This window comes from Jiella pacifica (genome assembly GCF_010500815.1).
Classification (GTDB): Bacteria; Pseudomonadota; Alphaproteobacteria; order Rhizobiales; family Rhizobiaceae; genus Jiella; species Jiella pacifica.
The window spans coordinates 12956-32833 of sequence record NZ_JAAAMG010000024.1 but is presented as its reverse complement, the minus strand read 5'-3'; the positions used below and the strand labels follow the sequence as shown (position 1 = coordinate 32833).

Annotated in this window: 19 protein-coding genes; 6 read left to right on the top strand and 13 right to left on the bottom strand. The window is 66.7% G+C overall.

What is annotated here, in order from left to right; translation table 11 throughout:
* The 3 genes from GTK09_RS22155 (at position 1) to GTK09_RS22145 (ending at position 2775) form a co-directional block, all read left to right on the top strand.
* Entirely contained in the window at positions 1 to 1128 is a 1128-nt protein-coding gene (locus GTK09_RS22155; protein ID WP_163465583.1) for an ABC transporter permease, read from the top strand.
* A 201-nt stretch (positions 1129 to 1329) separates the two neighbouring features.
* On the top strand, positions 1330 to 1536 hold the full coding sequence (locus GTK09_RS22150) for a hypothetical protein (protein WP_163465582.1): 207 nt from the start codon (positions 1330 to 1332) through the stop codon (positions 1534 to 1536).
* 405 nt (positions 1537 to 1941) lie between these two features.
* Positions 1942 to 2775: a universal stress protein gene (locus GTK09_RS22145; protein ID WP_163465581.1), complete on the top strand. Its 834-nt coding sequence runs from the start codon at positions 1942 to 1944 to the stop codon at positions 2773 to 2775.
* Positions 2776 to 3122: 347 nt separating this feature from the next.
* On the opposite strand, the gene GTK09_RS22140 is transcribed toward GTK09_RS22145, so the two are convergent.
* From GTK09_RS22140 to GTK09_RS22080, 13 genes are all read right to left on the bottom strand, one after another.
* Positions 3123 to 5855 (bottom strand): cation-translocating P-type ATPase, encoded by a 2733-nt coding sequence (locus GTK09_RS22140; RefSeq protein WP_163465580.1) that lies wholly within the window; start codon positions 5853 to 5855, stop codon positions 3123 to 3125.
* 5 nt (positions 5856 to 5860) lie between these two features.
* On the bottom strand, positions 5861 to 7570 hold the full coding sequence (locus GTK09_RS22135) for an HAD-IIB family hydrolase (RefSeq protein ID WP_163465579.1): 1710 nt from the start codon (positions 7568 to 7570) through the stop codon (positions 5861 to 5863).
* A 108-nt stretch (positions 7571 to 7678) separates the two neighbouring features.
* Positions 7679 to 8422, bottom strand: a complete 744-nt coding sequence (locus GTK09_RS22130) for a helix-turn-helix domain-containing protein (RefSeq protein ID WP_163465578.1) — start codon at positions 8420 to 8422, stop codon at positions 7679 to 7681.
* A gap of 210 nt (positions 8423 to 8632) precedes the next feature.
* Positions 8633 to 9487, bottom strand: coding sequence for a F0F1 ATP synthase subunit gamma (locus tag GTK09_RS22125; protein WP_163465577.1), 855 nt, complete (start codon positions 9485 to 9487; stop codon positions 8633 to 8635).
* Entirely contained in the window at positions 9480 to 11030 is a 1551-nt protein-coding gene (locus GTK09_RS22120) for a F0F1 ATP synthase subunit alpha (protein WP_163465576.1), read from the bottom strand. Before GTK09_RS22120 ends, GTK09_RS22125 begins: the two co-directional genes overlap by 8 nt.
* Positions 11014 to 11757, bottom strand: coding sequence for a F0F1 ATP synthase subunit B family protein (locus GTK09_RS22115; RefSeq protein ID WP_163465575.1), 744 nt, complete (start codon positions 11755 to 11757; stop codon positions 11014 to 11016). Before GTK09_RS22115 ends, GTK09_RS22120 begins: the two co-directional genes overlap by 17 nt.
* 7 nt (positions 11758 to 11764) lie before the next feature.
* Positions 11765 to 12007 carry a F0F1 ATP synthase subunit C gene (locus tag GTK09_RS22110; RefSeq protein WP_163465574.1) on the bottom strand — a complete coding sequence of 81 codons (243 nt, stop codon included), beginning with the start codon at positions 12005 to 12007 and terminating at the stop codon, positions 11765 to 11767.
* A complete protein-coding gene (locus GTK09_RS22105) occupies positions 12004 to 12720 on the bottom strand; it encodes a F0F1 ATP synthase subunit A (protein WP_163465573.1) in 717 nt (238 codons plus the stop codon). Before GTK09_RS22105 ends, GTK09_RS22110 begins: the two co-directional genes overlap by 4 nt.
* Complete coding sequence (locus GTK09_RS22100; RefSeq protein ID WP_246218064.1) at positions 12717 to 13070, bottom strand: ATP synthase subunit I; 354 nt, start codon at positions 13068 to 13070, stop codon at positions 12717 to 12719. The genes GTK09_RS22105 and GTK09_RS22100 overlap by 4 nt, the downstream gene beginning before the upstream one ends.
* Positions 13025 to 13333 carry an AtpZ/AtpI family protein gene (locus GTK09_RS22095; RefSeq protein WP_163465572.1) on the bottom strand — a complete coding sequence of 103 codons (309 nt, stop codon included), beginning with the start codon at positions 13331 to 13333 and terminating at the stop codon, positions 13025 to 13027. The genes GTK09_RS22100 and GTK09_RS22095 overlap by 46 nt, the downstream gene beginning before the upstream one ends.
* Positions 13333 to 13755 (bottom strand): F0F1 ATP synthase subunit epsilon, encoded by a 423-nt coding sequence (locus GTK09_RS22090; protein WP_163465571.1) that lies wholly within the window; start codon positions 13753 to 13755, stop codon positions 13333 to 13335. The genes GTK09_RS22095 and GTK09_RS22090 overlap by 1 nt, the downstream gene beginning before the upstream one ends.
* Positions 13752 to 15200: a F0F1 ATP synthase subunit beta gene (gene atpD / locus GTK09_RS22085; protein ID WP_163465570.1), complete on the bottom strand. Its 1449-nt coding sequence runs from the start codon at positions 15198 to 15200 to the stop codon at positions 13752 to 13754. The genes GTK09_RS22090 and atpD overlap by 4 nt, the downstream gene beginning before the upstream one ends.
* Before the next feature lie 129 nt (positions 15201 to 15329).
* A complete protein-coding gene (locus GTK09_RS22080) occupies positions 15330 to 15704 on the bottom strand; it encodes a response regulator (RefSeq protein ID WP_163465569.1) in 375 nt (124 codons plus the stop codon).
* Between the two features lie 454 nt (positions 15705 to 16158).
* On the opposite strand from GTK09_RS22080, the gene arcD reads away from it, so the two are divergent.
* From arcD to argF, 3 genes are read left to right on the top strand one after another with little or no spacing between them, the layout of a single operon-like run.
* Positions 16159 to 17625, top strand: a complete 1467-nt coding sequence (gene arcD, locus GTK09_RS22075; RefSeq protein ID WP_163465568.1) for an arginine-ornithine antiporter — start codon at positions 16159 to 16161, stop codon at positions 17623 to 17625.
* Positions 17626 to 17649: 24 nt separating this feature from the next.
* Positions 17650 to 18858: an arginine deiminase gene (locus GTK09_RS22070; protein ID WP_163465628.1), complete on the top strand. Its 1209-nt coding sequence runs from the start codon at positions 17650 to 17652 to the stop codon at positions 18856 to 18858.
* Between the two features lie 18 nt (positions 18859 to 18876).
* Positions 18877 to 19878 (top strand): ornithine carbamoyltransferase, encoded by a 1002-nt coding sequence (gene argF / locus GTK09_RS22065; protein WP_163465567.1) that lies wholly within the window; start codon positions 18877 to 18879, stop codon positions 19876 to 19878.

Here is a 19878-nt window from a genome sequence, read left to right as displayed (position 1 = left end):
ATGCGGCGCACGATCTCCAACGTCTTGAGGCTGATCGGCAAGGAGCTGCACAGCATCTGGGCCGATCCGGTCATGCTGATCCTCGTCGTCTATTCCTTCACCGTGGCGATCTACATGGTCTCGAACGACGCCTCGACGGAGGTGCGGCACGTCGCCGTGGCCATCGTCGACGAAGACCACTCCCAGCTCTCGCGCCGGCTCGCGGACGCCATCCGCCCGCCGGAGTTCCAGGCGCCGGAGGAGATCGCGGCTGACGCCGTCGATGCGGCGCTGGATGCCGGCCGGTTCGTCTTCGTCCTACACGTTCCGCCACGTTTCGAGGCCGATCTCGTGTCGGGCCGCCGTCCGGAACTCCTGCTCGAAATCGACGCGACGGCCATGGCCCAGGCCGGCAACGGCGCCACCGACCTCGCGAGCATCGTTTCGGGCGAAATCGCCGGCTTTCTCGGGGGTGGGCCCGGCAGCGCGCGCGAGCCGGTGGATCTCGTTGTCCGCGCCTGGTTCAATCCGAATCTCGAAACGGTCTGGTTCGGGTCGGTGATGCAGGTGATGAACAGCATCACCATGCTGACCCTCATCCTCGCCGGCGCCGCGCTGATCCGCGAGCGCGAGCATGGCACGATCGAGCATCTCCTCGTCATGCCGGTGACCCCGGCCGAGATCGTCCTGTCGAAGATCTTCGCCAACGGGCTGGTGATCGTCGTCGCGGCGGCGCTGTGCCTCATCGTCGTCGTGCAATGGGCGCTCGCCGTGCCGATCGCCGGGTCGATGCCGCTGTTTCTCGCTGGAACCGCCCTCTACACCGTGACGATCGCCTCGCTCGGCATCCTCCTCGCCACCTTCTCCACCTCGATGGGCCAGTTCGGCCTTCTTGTGATTCCGATCATGGTGGTACTGAACCTCCTGTCAGGCGGCATGACGCCGCTGGAAAGCATGCCGCACTGGCTGCGCCTGACGATGCAGGTGGTCGCCCCTTCGCCCTCCTTCGTCGCCTTCGCGCAAGGCGTACTGTATCGCGGCGCCGGCCTCGGCACGGTCTGGCCGGACCTTCTCACCTTCACGGCACAGGGAGGAGTTTACTTCGCCCTGTCGCTGCTGCGCTTCCGGGGCGTCCTGGCGCGGATCTGAGAGACTTGAGGACGCCGAAAGCGGTCCTTCCAACGTCGCTGCGACGTTTCCACGGGCAAAGCCTGTGCTGACCTTCAGCCTTGAAGCGCCAATTCGCTTTCCGATGGCGCAAGGATTTCAAGAGCCTTGATCAGGATCAAGGACGCCGCGGATTGGATCCGACATTCTGGCGTCATCCGGCTATCGAACGGGAGCACAGCCATGCTGAGATTCAAGCGGCCGCGCATCTTGATGCGCCGCGTTGCAGGGCCCCGAGCCAGCTCGACACCCGATCGCTGGAGCCGTGGCCCCGAAAACGAACCGCAACTCTCCGACGTTCTCGGCGATCCAGTCGTCCAGGTTCTGATGAGCCGCGACCAGGTTCTGCACGAGGATATCGAGGCGATCGCGCGGCTCCAGACCGGCTGACGGGCTTTTGTTCACACATCCAGCGAGCGTCCGCGGACCAGCGACAAGAAAGGGACAATCGAGCTTTCCGCCCGGTCCGTAGGTCGGCGACGGTTTCGAGCCTGCCAGCTGCTCGTCTCGCGATGCCGCCCTGATCCAGCGTCGCGTCAAAGCCCGTCACCATCTTTGATCTCAAGATCGATTGACGATGCTCGACGGATTTTTTGCCGCGGCGGCGCCCGCGTGGCGGATCGGCCAGCGTGGATCAAGGTCCTGGAGACGGCGCGAGCACGGCGTGTCCTATCGCCGACGCGCCGAGATCTTTCGTCGTGCGAATTGATCCACCGCAAATGCCGGTATCGGACATTTCGCTAGATTCCACCCAAGGCCGCCGAAACGATCGGCCGCCCAACAAGCGAAAAGACCATGCGATTCAAGACGATCCTCGGCGTTGTCAACGTCGAACTCTGGAAGAGCGATCTCGAAATGTTGCAGCGCCTCTGCGACGAGAACGGCTCTCATCTTTCGCTGCTCGTCACATCGGTCTCTCAGCCGCCGCCGCTCGCCGAACACGCTGCGATCGCCGACCTTTGGCTAAGGGAGCAGGACGCCAGGATACGCGCGCTTCGCGAGCAGATCGACGCCATCAACGCCTCACTTGCGGCGGACGGGCTGTCGGCGGATGTGGATTCAGTCCATGTAGAGCGCGCAATGATGGCCGGCATCGTCGGCCGTCGCGGCCGCTATGCGGATCTCGTGGTCCTCGGTCCGCAAATGATCGCCGAGCGCGATCTGTGGGATGCCGTTCTCGAGGGCGCTCTGTTCGAGGCGGAGAGCCCGGTTCTGATGTTGCCCAAAGACGCGGCTCCGACGCTCAAGCCCCGCAAGGTGATGGTTGCCTGGTCATCGACGATCGAAGCCGCCCGGGCCGTCCGCCAGGCAGCGGACATTCTCTCCGGTGCGGATGCGGTCCATGTCGTCCTGGTCGATCCCCAAGCGACGTCCTGGGGCGACGGACCAGAACCCGGCGCCGACATCGCTGCCTATCTTGCGCGGCATGGCGCAAACGTCACCGTCGAAAGGCTCTCCAGCGAAGGCAGGGACGTGGAGGAGGCTCTGCGCCGGCATGCGATGGACATGTCTGCGGAGATGATCGTGATGGGCGCCTACGGCCATTCGCGCCTGCGGGAATGGCTGTTCGGCGGGGTGACCCAGGCAATGACCGAAAAGCCTCCGATGCCTCTGTTCCTCGGCCGTTGACATAGACGAAACACACCGGCGACGGGAGCGGCTCGAAAGGGTCGTCCCCGTCGTCAGCGAAAGCCTTCCTGTTCAAGCCTCGCAGGGCCCTCCCCCGAAAGGTTGACGCCCGCCAGGCCGAGATCGACAGATCGGCAGAAGACGGGCTGTGACAACCGATCGTGGTTGCACAGACCTTTGCAGACATCGCCCATCTGATCGGGCAGCCGCTGGAGATATTCCTCGAGGATGCGCGCCGCCATGTCACGGCGGGAAAGGACGTTGGGCGCTTCGAGCCAGAACGCCCTTGCCGGTCCCTCAACTCGCGCCCGGACGCTGCGCGAATTCCGGATCGATCCTCTGAATAGTTACCGGCGTCGCGTCAGCTTTTCGAATTCCATCACGACGAGAACGGACATCGCGATCGGGATCAGCAGCAGCCATTCCGACAGCGGCAGCGGTGCCAAGCCGAGGAGGTCGTTCAGCCCCGGCGTGAAGGCCGCGCCGATATGGACCGCCTGTGCCCCGACGACCGCTCCGATCAGCGGCCAGTTTGCGGCGAGCGCGATACGGAAGACCGAACGCGTCTCAGACCGGCAATTGAAGACATGGACGTTCTCGAAGGCCACCATCAGGAAGAGCAGCGTGTTGCGGGCGTCGAACTCGCTCCATCCCGCGGCGATCATCCAGGCGAAAGCGGCGGTGGAGACGAGGCCGATGACGCCGCCGGAAAGAAGCGTCTGGCGAAGCATCAGCGCGTCGAACAGCGGCTCCCTCGGAGAACGCGGCGGCAGATCGAGGAGGCCCGGCTCCGATCCTTCCGCGGCCAGCGCCACGTCCTGCCCGCCATTCGTCACCAGATTGAGCCACAGGAGCTGGATCGCCGTCAGCGGGAGCGGCAGGCCGACGGCCAGCGCAAGGAGGAACATCACGGCCTCCGCGGCACCGGTCGAGATCGTCAGGTAGATGACCTTGCGGATGTTGGCATAGGCGGCGCGGCCCTCGTCGATACCGGCGACGACCGAAGCGAAATTATCGTCGGTCAGGACCAGATCGGCGGCGTCGCGCGCCGCATCCGTACCGTCGCGTCCCATGGCGACGCCGAGATCGGCGCGATGCAGGGCCGGCGCATCGTTCACGCCGTCGCCGGTCATGGCGACGAGATGCCCGGCGCGCTGCAGAGCTTCGACGATCGTGACCTTGTGGGCCGGCTCGACGCGGGCGAAGACCTGCGCCTCTGCGATCCGCGCGTCGAGACCAGCGTCGGCCGCGGCGATCTCCCGGCCCGTCACGACCTCTTCCGGCCGCTCGGCGATGCCGAGCTCGCGGGCAATGGCAAGAGCCGTCGCCGCGTGGTCGCCGGTGATCATCTTGACCGCGACGCCGGCGCGGTGGCAGTCGGCGACGGCTTGCTTCGCCTCCGGTCGCAAGGGATCGATGAAGCCGACGAGGCCGAGCAGCGTCAGGCCGCCGAGTCCGTCACCGAGGATGCGATCCGCCGCCGGTCGGGTCTTGGTGTCGACCTGCTGCGCCGCGACTGCCAGCACGCGATAGCCGCGGCTCGCCATCGCCTCGCCGACCGCAAGCACCGCGCCCTCGTCGGTGTCCCGGCAGAGCGGCAGGATGACTTCCGAGGCGCCTTTCACATGGATCATCTGCCCGTCGCCGTGATCGTGCAGGCTCGCGGCGTATTTCCGCTCGGCGGAAAACGGCAGGTCGGCAATCCGCCGGGCCGTCTTGCGCAGAGTGCCGGTGTCGAGCCCGGCCTTGATCGCCAGAACCAGGAAGGCGAGATCGACCGTGTCGCCGCTCTGCCCCTCCGCGCCGCCGGCCGGATCGAGGTCGGCCGCGTTGCACAAGGCTGCGGAGCGCGCCAGCGCCCGCACCGCCGCATCGGCGCCCTCGCTCAGCCTCTCGCCTTCCTGATGCAGCCCTCCTTCGAGGTCGAAGCCGACGCCATCGACCTCGACGAAGCCGTGCCCCGGCAGCCACAGGCGCGTTGCGGTCAGCTGGTTCATCGTCAGCGTCCCGGTCTTGTCGGTGGCGACGACCGTGCAGGCACCCAGACCCTCGACGGCCGGCAGGTGCCGGACGATGACGTTCCGCCGCGCCATGCGCCGGGTGGCGATCGACAGTGCGACGGTTACCGCGACCGGCAGCCCCTCGGGAATGACGGATACGGCAAGGGCAATCGCGACGAAGAAGGTGTCCCGCAGCGACGCCCCGATGCCGAGCTGGAGCGCGATGACCGCTGCGACGAGGCCCAGCGAGACGAGCCCGAGCAGGCGCGTGAACCGGTCCAGGCGCTGGGTCAGCGGCGGCGGTGCGGACGGCGTCTGCAGGGCGCCTGCGATCGCGCCCAATTCCGTGTAGCTGCCGGTGGCCACCACCAGCGCCCGTACCCGTCCGCGCTGCAGGGTCGAGCCGGCGAACAGCATGGTCAGCCGGTCGGCAAGCTGCGTCTCCGGTGCAAGCGCGTCTCCTGCCGCCTTATCGACCGGAAGCGACTCACCCGTCAGCGAGGATTCGTCTGCTTGGGCCTCGGCGGCGTCGAGGAGGCGCAGATCGGCCGGAACCCGGTCGCCGCTTTCGAGGAGCACGACGTCGCCGGGAACCAGGAGTTTGGAATCCACCCGTCGAACCACGCCGCCCCGCAGCACGCGGGCGAGCGTCGCGATTGCCGAGCGCAGCGCTACCGTGTTGGCCTCGGCGCGCCACTCCTGCGCCGCCCCGACAGCGGTGTTGATGGTCAAGACGAGAAAGATGAAGCCCGCATCGTCATACTCGGCCAGGACGAGCGAGACCGCCGCAGCGGCCAGAAGCAGGTAGATCAATGGGCTCTTCAACTGGCCGAGCACGATCGCGGCGAGCGAGCGACCCGGCGGTTGCGGCAGCGCGTTGGCGCCATAGACGGCGAGGCGTCGTTCGGCCTCCGTGGTGGAGAGACCTTCCGGCGAGCTGCCGAGCGCCGAGACGACGCCATCGCGGGTGAGCTCGTGCCAGCGACCGCGCAAGGCCGGGTCGTCGGCGGCATCGCCGCCGGAAAGCTCCTCATCCTCGCGCACACGTTCGGTCCGCGGGATCTTCAGCTGACGCTGCAAGCCGCTCATCCTTCTGCCGGTGCTGCGTAGCGCCGCCAGATCGCCTTGCGGATCCGCCGGCGGCTCTCCTGGGGCGGAAGCGCCGCGTCGCTCTCGATCCGGGCGACCTCGACGGCGAGATCATCGTCCCTAATCACATGCCGAAACCAAGCCGAATAATCGCCCGCCCGCAGGTGATGCTCGAACGTCGGGTCGTCGACGTCCTCGACGATATCGAGGAAATGGTAGAGATTGTGGGCGGGCCGGTTCATCGCCTTGGAAGGCCCGCGGAAATAGAAGCTTCGTGCCGCCCCGACGTCGCCCGCGGCATATTTGCCCCGATGGCGGCGGTGGACCTGAATCGGCCGAGCCACCTTGACGCAGCACGGTGGATCGCCCGATCCGGGCCGCCAGAGAACGACTTCGTCCGGCCCCGCCACGGGAAGCTGCGCCGGCATCCGTGTCCCGATCGTGCTGGCGAGACAGGTGAACGTTTCCTGCGCATCACCGCCTGCCGCGACGACGATGGCGACGCCGCGCAGGGCATCCGGCGCCACCGATTGCGGATAGGCGGTGACGAGAATCGTCCCGCCCTCGTCGGCGAGGCCGGCGGGAACGTCGTCCCTGGCGCTCGCGGGCAGGACCTCGTGCGCCTCGTCGATCAGAAGCCAGTGCGGCCGTCCGGTCCGCCGTCTGAGTCTTCCGACCTGGTTCAGCATCGCCTCGCCCAGCAGGCGTCGTTCCGGACGATGAAGAGCCTGGGTGTTGACCACGAGGTTCACCCTGTCGTCACGCAACAGCTTCAGAGCTTCGGCCGCCGGAGGCGGGGCGCGCAGCGTCCCGATGAAGACGGCGTGATCGAGGTCGATGTAGTCACCCTCCGGATCGATCACGCAAAACTCGAATCCCCGTTCGGCAATGCGTTCGGTCAAGGCAATGGCGAGGGTCGACTTGCCGCTGCCCGAACCGCCGGCGATCAGGACGTTGCCGCCGAAGGGAGTCAGCAGAACCTCCCTTCCCTGCCGGTCGATGCCGAGGCGAATGCCGTGGCGCGGCAACGGCGCCAGCCCGGCGTCCTCGCGGATCATCCGGTCGGCGAGTTCGGCGACGCCGGCACCATGATCGCCGGTGAGGCGAAGATCGGCCGATGCCTTCACGGCGGGAACCGCATTGGCGACGGCAGCCCCGCAGCCGCTGGCTGCCAGGAGCGCATGGTCGTTCTCCGCGTCGCCCACAGCCACGACGTTGTGCGGCGAAAGTTCCAGATCGCGCAGCGCCGCCTCGAGGCCGGATGCCTTGTTCACGCCGGGCGGCAGGATCATGATGGCGCCCTTGTTGAAAACGATCTGGAGTTCCAGACCCGCCTCGCGGATCGCTTCGAGAATGGCTGTCTGGTGCGGCTCCCAGGTGGCGACGATGCCGCGACCGACGGAGATCGGCCCCACGCCCTTTTCCCGCAGTCGCTCAACGAAGCTTTCGGGCGGTGGCGGCGACAGCAGCGTCTCGCTGCCGGTTTGCGGATCAAAGAGAAGCGCGCCGTTCTCGGCGACGACCCGGTCGAACATCGCGGTCTGGGGAAAGATGCGCAGGAGATCGGGAAGTTCGCGACCGGTGACGAGGATCAGCCGGCGTCCGCTCGCCTTCAGCCGCTCCAGCGCCTCGCAGGTTTCGGCCGCGACGACACCGTCATGGGCGATCGTGCCGTCGAAGTCCGTGGCGAGCGCGAGGAAATACACAGGAGTTCCACCTTTCCCCGAATGGAGTGGGTCCAGCGAACCGGCCGCAGCGCTCCGTCTCTGCCAAAACCCAGGACAAGGGCGGCCGCGGCAAGGACGGCCGGGGTCTCAGTCGACGAGACCCCGCAACGCCACCGGATTCCGCAAGACGACGTGGCGGCTCGAAGGCAGCGCGATCAGATGGTCGCGCTCGAACTGTGACAGCGTTCGCGACACCGTCTCGATGGTGAGGTTCAGATAGTCGGCGATGTCCTGGCGGGTCATGGCGAGGTCCACGGCGTTGTCGCTGCCTCGGCCGCCGAGGTCGAGCAGGAAGGCTGCGAGCTTCTGCGCGGCGCTGCGCCGGCCGAGCAGGAGCGCATGTTCCTGAGCCCGTTCGAAGCAGCTCATGGCAAGATGAAAGACAGTGCGCGCCATGTCGGCTTCGCTGCCGGCGAGTGCGGAGAGCCCCGACCAGCGATAGGCGACGACGCAGCAATCGGTCACGGCCTCGGCCGACAAGCGATGTTCGCCGCCCGTCTCAAGGCCGAAAATCTCGCCCTCGCCATGGAAGCCGTCGATCTGCCGGCGCCCGTCGCTGGTAAACCGGCAGGTCCGCACGACCCCACTCATCACCTTGTAGAAGGAATGGACGGTGTCGCCCTCGGCATAGATCTGCCGGCCTTCGCCGAAGTTGAGCACCTGGCCGGCGAGCGGCATGCCCGTAGCTGAAGCAGCGCGCCCCTTGTTGCCGGCGCCGGTCTCGGCCGGTGCCTGTCTGTCGGCAGGGGCCCGTCTTGCTCGCGGCTCGACACCCGGCGAAGTCGCAATCAGGTCCGTGTCGAAGACTTGGGCGATGGCAACGCTGTGCATGAGAACTTCCCTCGTTTCTCCGCGATCGGTCGAGGGCAGCCTAGCCAATGGGACGGGCGGCGAAATTCGGTTTGCTCCTAAGGGATACTACGTAGGGTTCGAGACTTTTCCAGGCAGCCGCCGAGCGCCGGGCGATCGAGCCGCGGCCAAAGCCCGGCGGTTCTTAGACCGCGCGCGAGACGGGTTGCCCGCCGCACGAGCCCCCGTCCTTCAACGCGGTGATGCCGCACGAGCCGCCGCCGCACCACCGGCGAGCTCGATGATCTCGGCCGTGATCTCTTCCTGGCGAACCTGGCGATAGTTCGCCTGGAGCAAGCCGAGCTGCCGTTCGATCTCGCGGTGCGCCGCCGCCATGGCGGCCACCCGCGCCTGATTCTCGGCCGCAAAGGCGTGCAGCGCCGCCTCGCAGAGCAGCGCATGCAGATATTCCATGGTCAGATCTGCGAGGAGCCGAGCCACCGGCAGGTTGAGGATTGGCGACTCGGCCCGTGCGACGCGGGAAAAGGTCGCCGGATCAAGTGGCAGCAGCGGTCGACGCACGACCTTCAGCCCGGCGCCCCCCGTCGCCTCGGCATAGATCGCCTCGACCCGCTCGATCTGAGCATTCGCGATCCGTGCCGCGAGCGCGTCGACGATGTCGCTCGCAAGCTTCGGCACGCCCGCCGAATGCGACGGCATCGCTGCCGCAAACTCCAACGTAAGACCCCGCTCGGTGGCGAGCGCGGCCCCGCGCGTGCCGACGAGCAGTAGCGTTCGTGGCCGGGAATCACCCTCGATCGCCTCGAGCACGCGCTGGGAGAAGGCCCCGGCAAAGCCCTGCTCGGCGCAAAAGACGATCGATGCATCCCGCCCCTGACGGGCCTGCTGCGGATCGCTCGGCGGCGCCACCGCGAGGATACGGCCCAGGCTCGCCGCGATCGTTCCGGCATAGGCGTCGACGGCTTGCAGTTCCTGATGCGCCTTCTGGATGCGCGCGCCGGCGATGCCGCGCATGGCGTTGACGACGCTGCCGAGCTGCTCGATGCCCGCGATCCGGGCCGCGACGTCGGCAAGCCGGTCACTCATTCGCCCGGGCCTCTCCCGCGGGCGGCCTGAGCCGGGCGATCATCGCAGCCAGGGCATCCTGCAGCACCTTGCGCCCTGGCCCATCCAGTGCGCCATTCGCCTCGATCTGCCGCACCGCCTCCGGCGCTGCCCGCTCCAAGCCGGTCGTGATCTCCTGGACCAGATCGACGAGCCGTTCCACCGGCAGGGCGTCGGCGAGTCCGCTTTGCACGGCCACCACCAGCGCAACCTCTTCGGAGAGCTTGAACGGGCGATGGGGCCGCTGGCCGAGGATCGCGCGGATCCGCGCGCCCCGCGCCAATCGCGCTTTCACCCGGGCGTCGGCGAGACCGCCGAAGCGGGTGAACATTTCCAGTTCGAGGAACTGCGCATAATCGAGCCGTATCGTCTCGGCCGCTTCCCGCAAGGCATGCGCCTGGGTCTTGCCGCCGACGCGGGAGACGGAGGTGCCGACGTCGACCGCCGGCTTCTGCCCCTCGTTGAACAACCTCGTATCGAGGACGATCTGGCCGTCGGTGATCGAGATCAGGTTGGTGGGAATATAGGCGCTGAGGTTGCCGGCATCGGTCTCGGCGATGGGCAACGCCGTGAGCGAGCCACCCCCCATTTCGGAAGACAGCATCGCGGCCCGCTCCAGAAGCCGGGCATGGAGGTAGAACACGTCGCCGGGATAGGCCTCGCGGCCGGGCGACTGGCGAGTCAGGAGAGCGATCTCGCGATGGGTCGCGGCGTGCTTGGAAAGGTCGTCGAAGACCACCAGGGCGTGCCGGCCGCGGTCGCGGAAGTATTCGGCCATCGTCATTCCCGCAAAAGGCGCGATCCATTGCAGGCCGGGTGCAGCCGATGGGCTGGCGACGACGACGATGGTGCGTTCGGGTACGCCGCGCGCCCGGATCGCATCGATCGCGCGGCGGGTGCTGGCGCTCTTCTGGCCGACCGCGACATAGACCGAGATCATGTCGCTCGTCTTCTGGTTGATGATTGCGTCGATGGCGATGGTCGTCTTGCCGGTGGCGCGGTCGCCGATGATCAGCTCGCGCTGGCCACGACCGAGGGCGAACAGCGTATCGAGGACGAGGATACCGGTCTGGACCGGCCGGGTGACGGCGTCGCGTTCGACGATCGCCGGAGCGGGCCGCTCGATCGGCATGAGCTCTGCCGCCGCAATCGGCCCCTTCCCGTCCAGCGGTCGGCCGAGCGGATCGACGATGCGGCCGAGCAGCCCCTCGCCGACCGGTACGCGCAGCACGTCGCCCGTGCCCGAGACGGTGTCGCCGGCCTGGACACCGGAGTGGTCGTCGAGGAGGACGCAGCCGATCCGCTCCTCCTCCAGCACCTGGGCGAAACCGTAGCGGCCATCCTCGAAGCTGAGGAGTTCGTCGAGCCGCACGTCCGGCAGCCCGGAGATCATGGCGATCCCGTCGGCGATCTCCTCGACCCGGCCGATCTGACGAGTTCGCGGCCCGACCATGGCGGTGTCGATGCGGCGCCGCGCGCCGTCGGCCCAGCGATCCGGGCTTGTAGCGTCAACGGCTTCGGTCATGACCGATCTCCGCGCGAATTGTCTCGAGGTCCGCTCGCCAGCTGTTCGCGACGATCACATGCGGTCCCTTCAGTTCCAGACCGGCGATGAGGCCGGGATCGGTCGCGAAGGCGAGATGTGGTGGATGGCCGATCGCCTCTCCGAGCAGCGCCCGGCAGCGCTCCTTTTCGGTGCTGTCGAGCGGGGTGGCGCTGACGGCGGTGAGCGCGGCGCCATTGGCGCCGAGGCTCCGGCGCGCGGCTTCCGGCAGTTGCGCCAACTCGCGGGTGAGCGATCCGAGAAAGGCCTCGCGCAGCGCTCGTTCGTCGAGATGCGCGAGCAGCTTGCGGGCGATGTCGACGGCGAGCTGCGCCGCCGCCTTGGCCCACGCGGCGCGGGTTTCCTCCGCCTCCCGGGCGAGAGCAGTCCGCGCTAGCGCCTTCTGCGCCTCGGCCTCTTCGGCGGCCTTGGAAAGAATATCCGTTCGAAGCGCCTCGGCCGCCATCTTCGCCTCGGCAAGGCCGGCCGCGCGCTCCTCGGCGAAGCGGGCCCGCGTCGCGTCGATCTCCGCGAGGCCTGCGGCCGCCTCCGCGCGCATTGCCTCCGCCTCCTTCAGCGTCGCCTCGGCGGCCTTGCGCCTCGCCTCGATGCTCGCCTCCAGCGGCCGCCACAAAAAGCGGGCGAGCAGCCAGATAAGGATCAGGACGTTGATGGCCTGGATGGCGAGCGTCCACCAGTCGATGGTCATGAGAAGATCAGACGAAAGGGTTGGCGAAGAGCAGCAGCAGTGCCACCACGAGACAATAGATCGCCATGGTCTCGATCATCGCGAGGCCGACGAAGAGTGTGCGCGAGATCGTGCCGGAAGCTTCCGGCTGGCGGGCTATGGCGTCCATGGCGGCAGCGACCGCGCGCCCCTCGCCGAGCGCCGGCCCGATCGCGCCGAAGGAGACGGCGATCACGGCGCCGAGAATGCTGATGAAGGCGAGCCAGTTCATTGCGGGCCCCTTTCCGTTTCGTTCGATGAAGCTGCATTGTCGGAAGCGGCCGGCCGCCCTTCGCTGACGGTGCCGGCGATGAAGACCGTCGCGAGGACGGCGAAGATGTAGGCCTGGACGCCGCCGGTCAGGAGATCGAGTGCCATCAGCGGGATCGGCACGAGAAATCCGGCGAGCGACAGCACGATGCCGACGACGAAGACGCCGCTCATGACATTGCCGAACAGTCGGACGAGCAGCGAGAAGATCCGGGTGATGCTCTCGACGAAGTTGAGCGGGACCATCAACAAGCTCGGCGACGCGAAGCTCCTGAGATAACCCGAGACGCCGTTCGCTCGGACGCTGAAATGGATGACGGCGAGAAAGACCAGCAGCGCCAGCGCGGCATCGGTCTCGACATGCGCCGTCGGCGGCTCGGCGCCCGGCACCAACGACGTCCAGTTGGCGAAGAGGATGAAGACGAAGAGCGTGCCGATGAAGGCGCGATAGGGCGCCGGTTCTGCCTGCATCGTTTCGCGGATCTGGCCGTCGACGGTCTCGACGACGAGTTCGAGGAAGGCTTGCAGCCTGGACGGCGTCAGGCTCATGCGGCGGGTCACGGCCCAACAACAGGCAGACAGAACCACCATCAGCACCCAGGTCAGGGCGACCTGCTCCGTGATCGGCACGGGCCCGATATGAAACAGCGTTTGCGTTGCGAGCGGCGAGTTCACTCGGCGATCCTCCCGAAGCGGCGCATCACGACCGCGCGGCCAGCGAGGAGCCCCAGCGTCATGGCGAGCAGCGGAGCCGCGCCCTGAAGGCTGGCAAATGTCAGTGCGCCGATCAGCAGCGCGAATCGTGCGAGCGCGATCGCGGCGGTCAGCCCCCAGCGCCTTCCCTCCACAAGTTGGCATGTGTGATGCCACAGCGCGCCAAAATGCGCGAAGCCGAGTGCGAAGCCCGCGACGAAAAACCCGGCGACCTCGATCAGCGCCCACTGGCCGAGCGTCTCGGCGAGATCGAAATGAAGATACGTCATGGCTGATTCATCCACTTCCAGGCCGACCAGCAGCCCATGCAAAGACCGATCATCAAAAGCGCGCCGGTGATGGTCAGGCCGGTGCCGAACAGCCGATCCAGCCAACGCCCGCCGAACAGGCCGAGCAGCGCCGGTACCACGATGATCCAACCGAGGATGCCGATTTGGGCGAGCCGGCGCGCGACCGCGGGTTCGCCTTCCTTGGTGAAGCGCCGATGCCGCTCGCCGCGCAGCCGGACTTCGTCCGCGAGGCGGTCCCGCTCCGTGTCGCGGGGCGGCTCCTCCGGGCTGGCTTCCGGCAGCATCAAGACCGCCTCCTCGAAATGGTGGCCGGGCCGGGCCTCAGATGCCGCACGATCTGACGAACCGCCGCAAGCTGCAGCCGCGTCGTCTCGACATGCTCCGTCCGCTCCGTCTCGCGGTTCGCCTCGAACTGTCTCAGGACAGTGTCGTGCAACTTCGTCAGGTCGTCGCCGACGACCGCCTCCCGTGTCGCGACGCGAACCTCGCCGCCGCCGGAGACGGTGAGGACGCCGCCACGCACGGCGCAATGCCGCCGGGGCCTGCCTTTGGCTGTCCAGCTCACCACCGAAATCGCAAGCGTCGTGAGGAAGTCGGCGTGGCCGGCAAGGATGCCGAATCCGCCGCTTTCGTCCTCGGCGCGGATGGCGGCCACCTCGTCCTCGTCCACGACGACGACCAGCGGGCTGACGATCTGCAGCCTCATGCAGCCCGCTCCTTGGCCCGGCCCGCCTTTTCCTTCTGCCGGGCATCGTCGAGCGAGCCAACCATGTAGAGCGAATCCTCCGCCCAGTCGTCCGCCTCACCGTCGAGGATCGCCCTCACCCCCGACAGCGTCTCGGTGCGGTCGACGCTTTTTCCTGCAACGCCGGTGAAGGCTTCGGTGACGACGAAGGGTTGGGAGAAGAAGCGCTGCAATCGTCGGGCCCGGCGGACCGTCAGCCGGTCGGCCGGCCCGAGTTCCTCGGTGCCGAGCAGGGCGATGATGTCCTGCAGTTCGTTGAAGCGGGCGAGCGTCTGGCGGGCTCGCTCGGCGAGTGCATAGTGGTCGTCGCCAACGACGCCCGGGTCGAGCAGCACCGATGAGGAAGCCAGCGGATCGATGGCCGGATAGAAGCCTTCCGCGGCAAGCCGCCGGGAGAGGACGATCGTGCTGTCCATATGGCTGGAGATCGCCGTCACTGCGGGGTCGGTGAAGTCGTCGGCCGGAACGTAGACCGCCTGAATCGCCGTCACCGCCGCACCTGCGGCCGAGGCAATCCGCTCCTGAAGCGAGGCGACTTCGCTTGCCAGCGTCGGCTGATAACCCACTCGCGAGGGCAAGCGGCCGAGAAGCCCCGAGACCTCGCTACCCGCCTGCACGAAGCGAAAGACGTTGTCCATCAGCAGAAGAACGTTCTGATGCTTCTCGTCGCGAAAGTCCTCGGCGATCGTCAGCGCCGTCATCGGCACGCGCCAGCGCGCCCCCGGTGGCTCGTTCATCTGGCCGTAAACGAGGACGGTGCGCGGCAAGACGCCGGAGCGCTGCATTTCGGTGAGGAGCTCGTGGCCCTCGCGCGAACGCTCGCCGATGCCTGCAAAGACCGAAATCCCCTTGTACTTCTCCACCATGGCGTGGATCAGCTCCATCACCAGAACGGTCTTGCCGACGCCGGCGCCGCCGAACATCGCCGCTTTGCCACCTTGGGAAAGCGGCGCCAGGAAGTCGATGACCTTGATACCGGTCTCGAACAGGCCGCCCCCGGTGACGCCAGTCTCCATCAGTGGCGGGGGTGGATTGTGGATGCCGCGCCGCCGGGTCGACGGAGGCAAGCCGGCGCCCCGATCCCGCACGTTTCCCGTAACGTCGAGAAGCCGGCCGAGAACCGCCTCGCCGACCGGGACTTCGATCGGCCGACGGGTGGCCGTCACGAGCGCGTTGCGCTTCAGGCCCGCGGTTGCCTGCAGGGCGACCGCCCGCACGGTATGGCGATCGAGATGCGCGTGGACTTCGAGGACGAGCGGCTCGCCGCCGCCGTCGCGAATGATCGTCAGGGCGCTGTCGACGGGCGGCAGGTCTGGCGACGCGAACCGCACGTCGATCACCGCGCCCCGCACCGCGACCACGGTTCCGGTCGCAAGGTCGCTCGATTTTGCCGTCTCTTCCTTCATGCCGGGCATCCTAAGCCGTTCCGACCGGTGAGCTTTGACGCTGATCAAACCGCGCGCTGGACTTGTCTCCGCCTGGGCCGCGTCAGCCCCGCGGCCCCGTCGAGCCCACACGGGGCAGCCTGGGGATCGTCAATCGAGCTGAATCGCCTCCCTGATGCAGTCGGGAAGGACGGTCCCCAGGAGCGGCTTCTGGAGCACCGCGCAGGCTCCGGCCTCGATTGCGCGCCGCCGCAAAGCAGCGGTAGCGTGGCCGGTGATCAGGATCGCAGGGAGCTTGAGGCCGAGCAAACGCAAGGCTTTGAGAACGGAAATGCCATCCATGTCCGGCATCTTGATATCGATGACGACACATTTGGCGGCCGATAGGTGCGGATGAACGAACAGCTCCTCGCCGGCCTTACAGACGCCGACCCAAAGCCCGTCGAGTTCGAGAGAAAACTTGAGCGACTCCCGAACCGCCTCGTCGTCGTCCACCACGAGTACCAGGGTCTTCTCTGCGGTCATTCCGGCGCGCTCCGACGGCCGCGGAAGCGGCATGATGCCAAACTTAGGGGACTATGGTCGGAGCGTAACGCGGCAGCTTTGACTTGGCGCAAATCGGAACGCGGAATTGAACACGTCCCTATCAACGCTGCGATTCTTCAACCCAAGGCAAAGCTTGGAGAGCGTCTCGCCACCTCGGCCTCGGACGGAAAAAGGCATGCAGACGGCACTCTTTCTGTGTCTACCTGCGCTGCCGGCGCCTCTGAGAAGCCAATTCCAGATAAAATTGCCTGCGGATGATCAACCTAACCGCACGGGCCATGCGTCGGGAAGAATTGGAGTTTCTCCCTTCAGGCCGGCGCAAGATTTGTAAGGGTGTCGACGCATTCGGCACCGATTTGATGCGGATCAAAGCGATCGACCCGATCCCGGCCTTCCCTGTGCTCGGCTAATTCACAGGGATCGGGAGATTACCATGGTGACGACGGAAATAGGTGTAACGGCGCCGCCCGCATCGGCAGACAAGACCGGCAAGTTGCGCCTCGGGGCGCTGACCGCCCTCGTCATCGGCTCGATGGTCGGCTCGGGCGTGTTCAGTCTGCCGCAGAACATGGCCGCGGGCGCCGGGCCGCTCGCCATCATGATCGGCTGGGGCATCACCGCGATCGGCATGCTCGCGCTGGTCTTCGTCTACCAGTCGCTGGCCACCCGCAAACCCGACCTCGACGCCGGACCTTATGCCTATGCAAAGGCCGGCTTCGGATCCTTCATCGGCTTCAACAGCGCCTGGGGCTACTGGATCAGCGCCTGGCTCGGCAACGTCTCCTACGCCGTCATCGTGTTCAGCGCACTTTCCTATTTCTTTCCGGCGTTCGGTGAGGGCAACACCTGGCAAGCGGTGCTCGGCGCCTCGGTCTTGCTCTGGCTCGTTCACGGCCTGATCCTTGGCGGGCTCCGCGAGGCGGCCGGTGTGAATACGATCGTCACCATCGCCAAGATCGCGCCGATCGTCCTGTTCATCGGCATCGCCGTCGTCGCCTTCAAGCTCGACGTCTTCTCCCTCGACTTCTCCGGCCTCGGAAACGCCGGCCTCGGCTCGATCACCGCTCAGGTCAAGAGCACGATGCTGGTCACTTTGTGGGTGTTCATAGGCATCGAAGGTGCGAGCGTGTTTTCAGCCCGCGCCGATCGGCGGAGCGAGATCGCACTGGCGACCGGCATCGGCTTCTTCACCTGCCTTGCGCTCTACGCCCTGGTCTCGCTGCTCTCGCTGGGGATCATGACGCAGCCCGAACTCGCCGGGCTGAAAAATCCGTCGATGGCGGGAGTTCTGGAGCATGTCGTCGGGCCGTGGGGCGCCATCCTCATCAACGTCGCGCTGGTCGTCTCGGTGCTCGGCGCCTTCCTGAGCTGGACGCTGCTCGCCGCGGAGATCCCGCATGTGGCCGGCCGCGACGGCACGATGCCGGAGTTCTTCGCCCGCGAGAGCGGGCGCGGCGTTCCCTCGACCGCGCTCTTTATAACGAACGCGCTGGTCCAGCTCTTTCTGATCATCACCCTGTTCGCAGAGAGCACCTATCAGGCGCTGTTCTCGATCGCGTCGACGGCGATCCTGGTGCCCTACATCTTCTCCGGCGCCTACGCGGCCAAACTCGCGATCACCGGCGAAAGTTACGAGGCCGGCCAATCGCGCACCGGCCCGATGCTGATCGGGTTGATCGCGACGCTCTACGGCCTGTGGCTCGTTTACGCCGCGGGACCTGCCTACCTCTTCATGTGCGCGCTGCTCTATGCCGTCGGCGTCCCCCTCTACGTTTATGCCCGTCGCCAACGCAAGGAACGCGCCTTCACCGCCGTCGAAGCGGTGCTCGCGCTCGCTCTGGTCGCGGTTGGCCTTTTCGCCGCCTACGAAATGTGGACGGGCGCCGTCAGCCCCTTTTGACATCGAAAATCAGGAAACCCGATGATGATGACGCTCGGCGTTCATTCCGAAGTTGGTCGGCTCCGCGAGGTGCTGATCCACCGCCCAGATCTCAGCCTGCGCCGGCTGACCCCGGCCAACTGTCACTCCCTGCTGTTCGACGACGTGCTGTGGGTGAGGAAGGCTCGGCAGGAGCACGACATCCTCGCCGACACGCTCAATGAGCGCGGCGTGGTGGTCCGCGATCTCGGCAAGCTCCTCGCCGAGACCATGGCTGTTCCCGAAGGGCGGGCCTGGCTCCTGGACCGGCGGCTTGATCCGGACATCGTCGGCTGGGATCTTCTCGACGAGTTGCGCTCTTGGTTGGACGGTATGGAGGCAGGCAGCCTCGCCACCGCACTCATTGGCGGCATCGCGAGAGCCGAGCTGCCCTTTGCGCCAGCCGGCCTCAGCGGCTTGGCATTGGCGACGCAGGACTTCGTCCTGCCGCCGCTGCCGAACCAGCTCTTCACCCGCGACAGTTCGTGCTGGATCTATGGCGGGGTCACCGTCAACTCGATGTATTGGCCCGCACGCCGCCCGGAAGCTCTGAACGTCGAGGCGATCTACCGTTTCCACCCGCGATTCCGCGAGGCGGACTTCACGTTGCTGTCCGAACCCGGCCACGCGACGCTGGAGGGAGGCGACGTGATGCCGGTTGGAGCCGGGGTCGTGTTGATCGGCATGGGCGAGCGCACGACGCCCCAGGCGGTCAGCGCGCTGGCCAAGCGCCTCTTTGCGACCGGCACTGCGAACCGTGTCATCGCCGCCCTGATGCCCCGCGACCGCAGCTTCATGCATCTCGACACGGTCTTTACCTTCTGCGACCGCGACCTCGTCACCCTGTTCCCGCCAATCGTCGACCGCCTGCGCAGCTTCTCGCTGCGGCCCGGCGACGCCGAGGGCAGCGTCGACGTCGTCGAGGAGACTGCGCCCTTCGTCGATGTCGTCGCCGAGGCGATGGGTTTGTCCAGCCTGCGGATCGTTGCGACGGGCGGCGACTCTTACGAGGCCGAGCGCGAGCAGTGGGATGACGGCAACAACGTCATCGCCGTCGAGCCCGGCGTCGTCGTCGCCTACGACCGCAACGTCTACACCAATACGCTTCTGCGCCACGCCGGCGTCGAGGTCATCACCGTCGAGGGGGCAGAGCTCAGCCGCGGACGCGGCGGCGGCCACTGCATGACTTGTCCGCTCGTCCGCGATCCCGTCTGACCATCCGGAGTTCAAAAGATGTCGACCAATCTGCATGGGCGCAGCCTGCTGACGCTCGACGACCTCTCGCCCGCCGAGATCCGCCACCTTCTGCGCCTCGCGGCGGAGTTGAAGGCGGCGAAGACCAGCGGCACCGAGCAGCTGCGGCTTTACCGCAAGAACATCGCCTTGATCTTCGAGAAGGATTCCACCCGCACTCGCACCGGATTTGAGGTCGCAGCCTACGACCAGGGCGCGCATGTGACCTATCTCGGGCCATCCGGCAGCCATATCGGCCACAAGGAGTCGGTGAAGGACACCGCCCGTGTGCTCGGCCGCGTCTACGATGCGATCGAGTTTCGCGGCGCCGGCCATGCGATGGTGGTGGAACTCGCTCAAAATGCGGGGGTCCCGGTCTATAATGGACTGACGGACGAGTCGCATCCGACCCAGACGCTTGCCGACTTCATGACCATGCGCGAGTTCACGCACAAGCATCTCTCGGACATTACGGTGACCTTCCTCGGCGACGGCCACAACAACGTTGCGCGCTCACTCGCCCTCGGGGCCGCCAAGGTCGGCATGGACATGCGCATCGCGGCGCCGAAAGCGCTGTGGCCGGACGAGGCCTTCGTCGAGCATCTGCGGACGCTTGGCGCCAAGACTGGAGGCAGCCTGCTCCTCACCGACGACGTCGATGAAGGGGTGAAGGGTGCCGATTTCCTCTACACCGACGTCTGGGTGTCGATGGGCGAGCCGGACGCCGTCTGGGACGAGCGCATCGCCCTTTTGACGCCCTACCGCGTGACCAAAGCGGCGATGCAGGCGACCGGCAATCCCTACGCCAAGTTCATGCATTGCCTGCCGGCCTTCCACAACACGGAAACCGAAGTCGGCAAGAGCATCGCCGAGCGCTACGGCATCGACTGCATGGAGGTTTCCGAGGAGGTGTTCGAATCCGAGGCCTCGATCGTCTTCGAACAGGCCGAGAACCGCATGCACACCATCAAGGCCGTGCTCGTCGCGACGATCGGAGGCTGA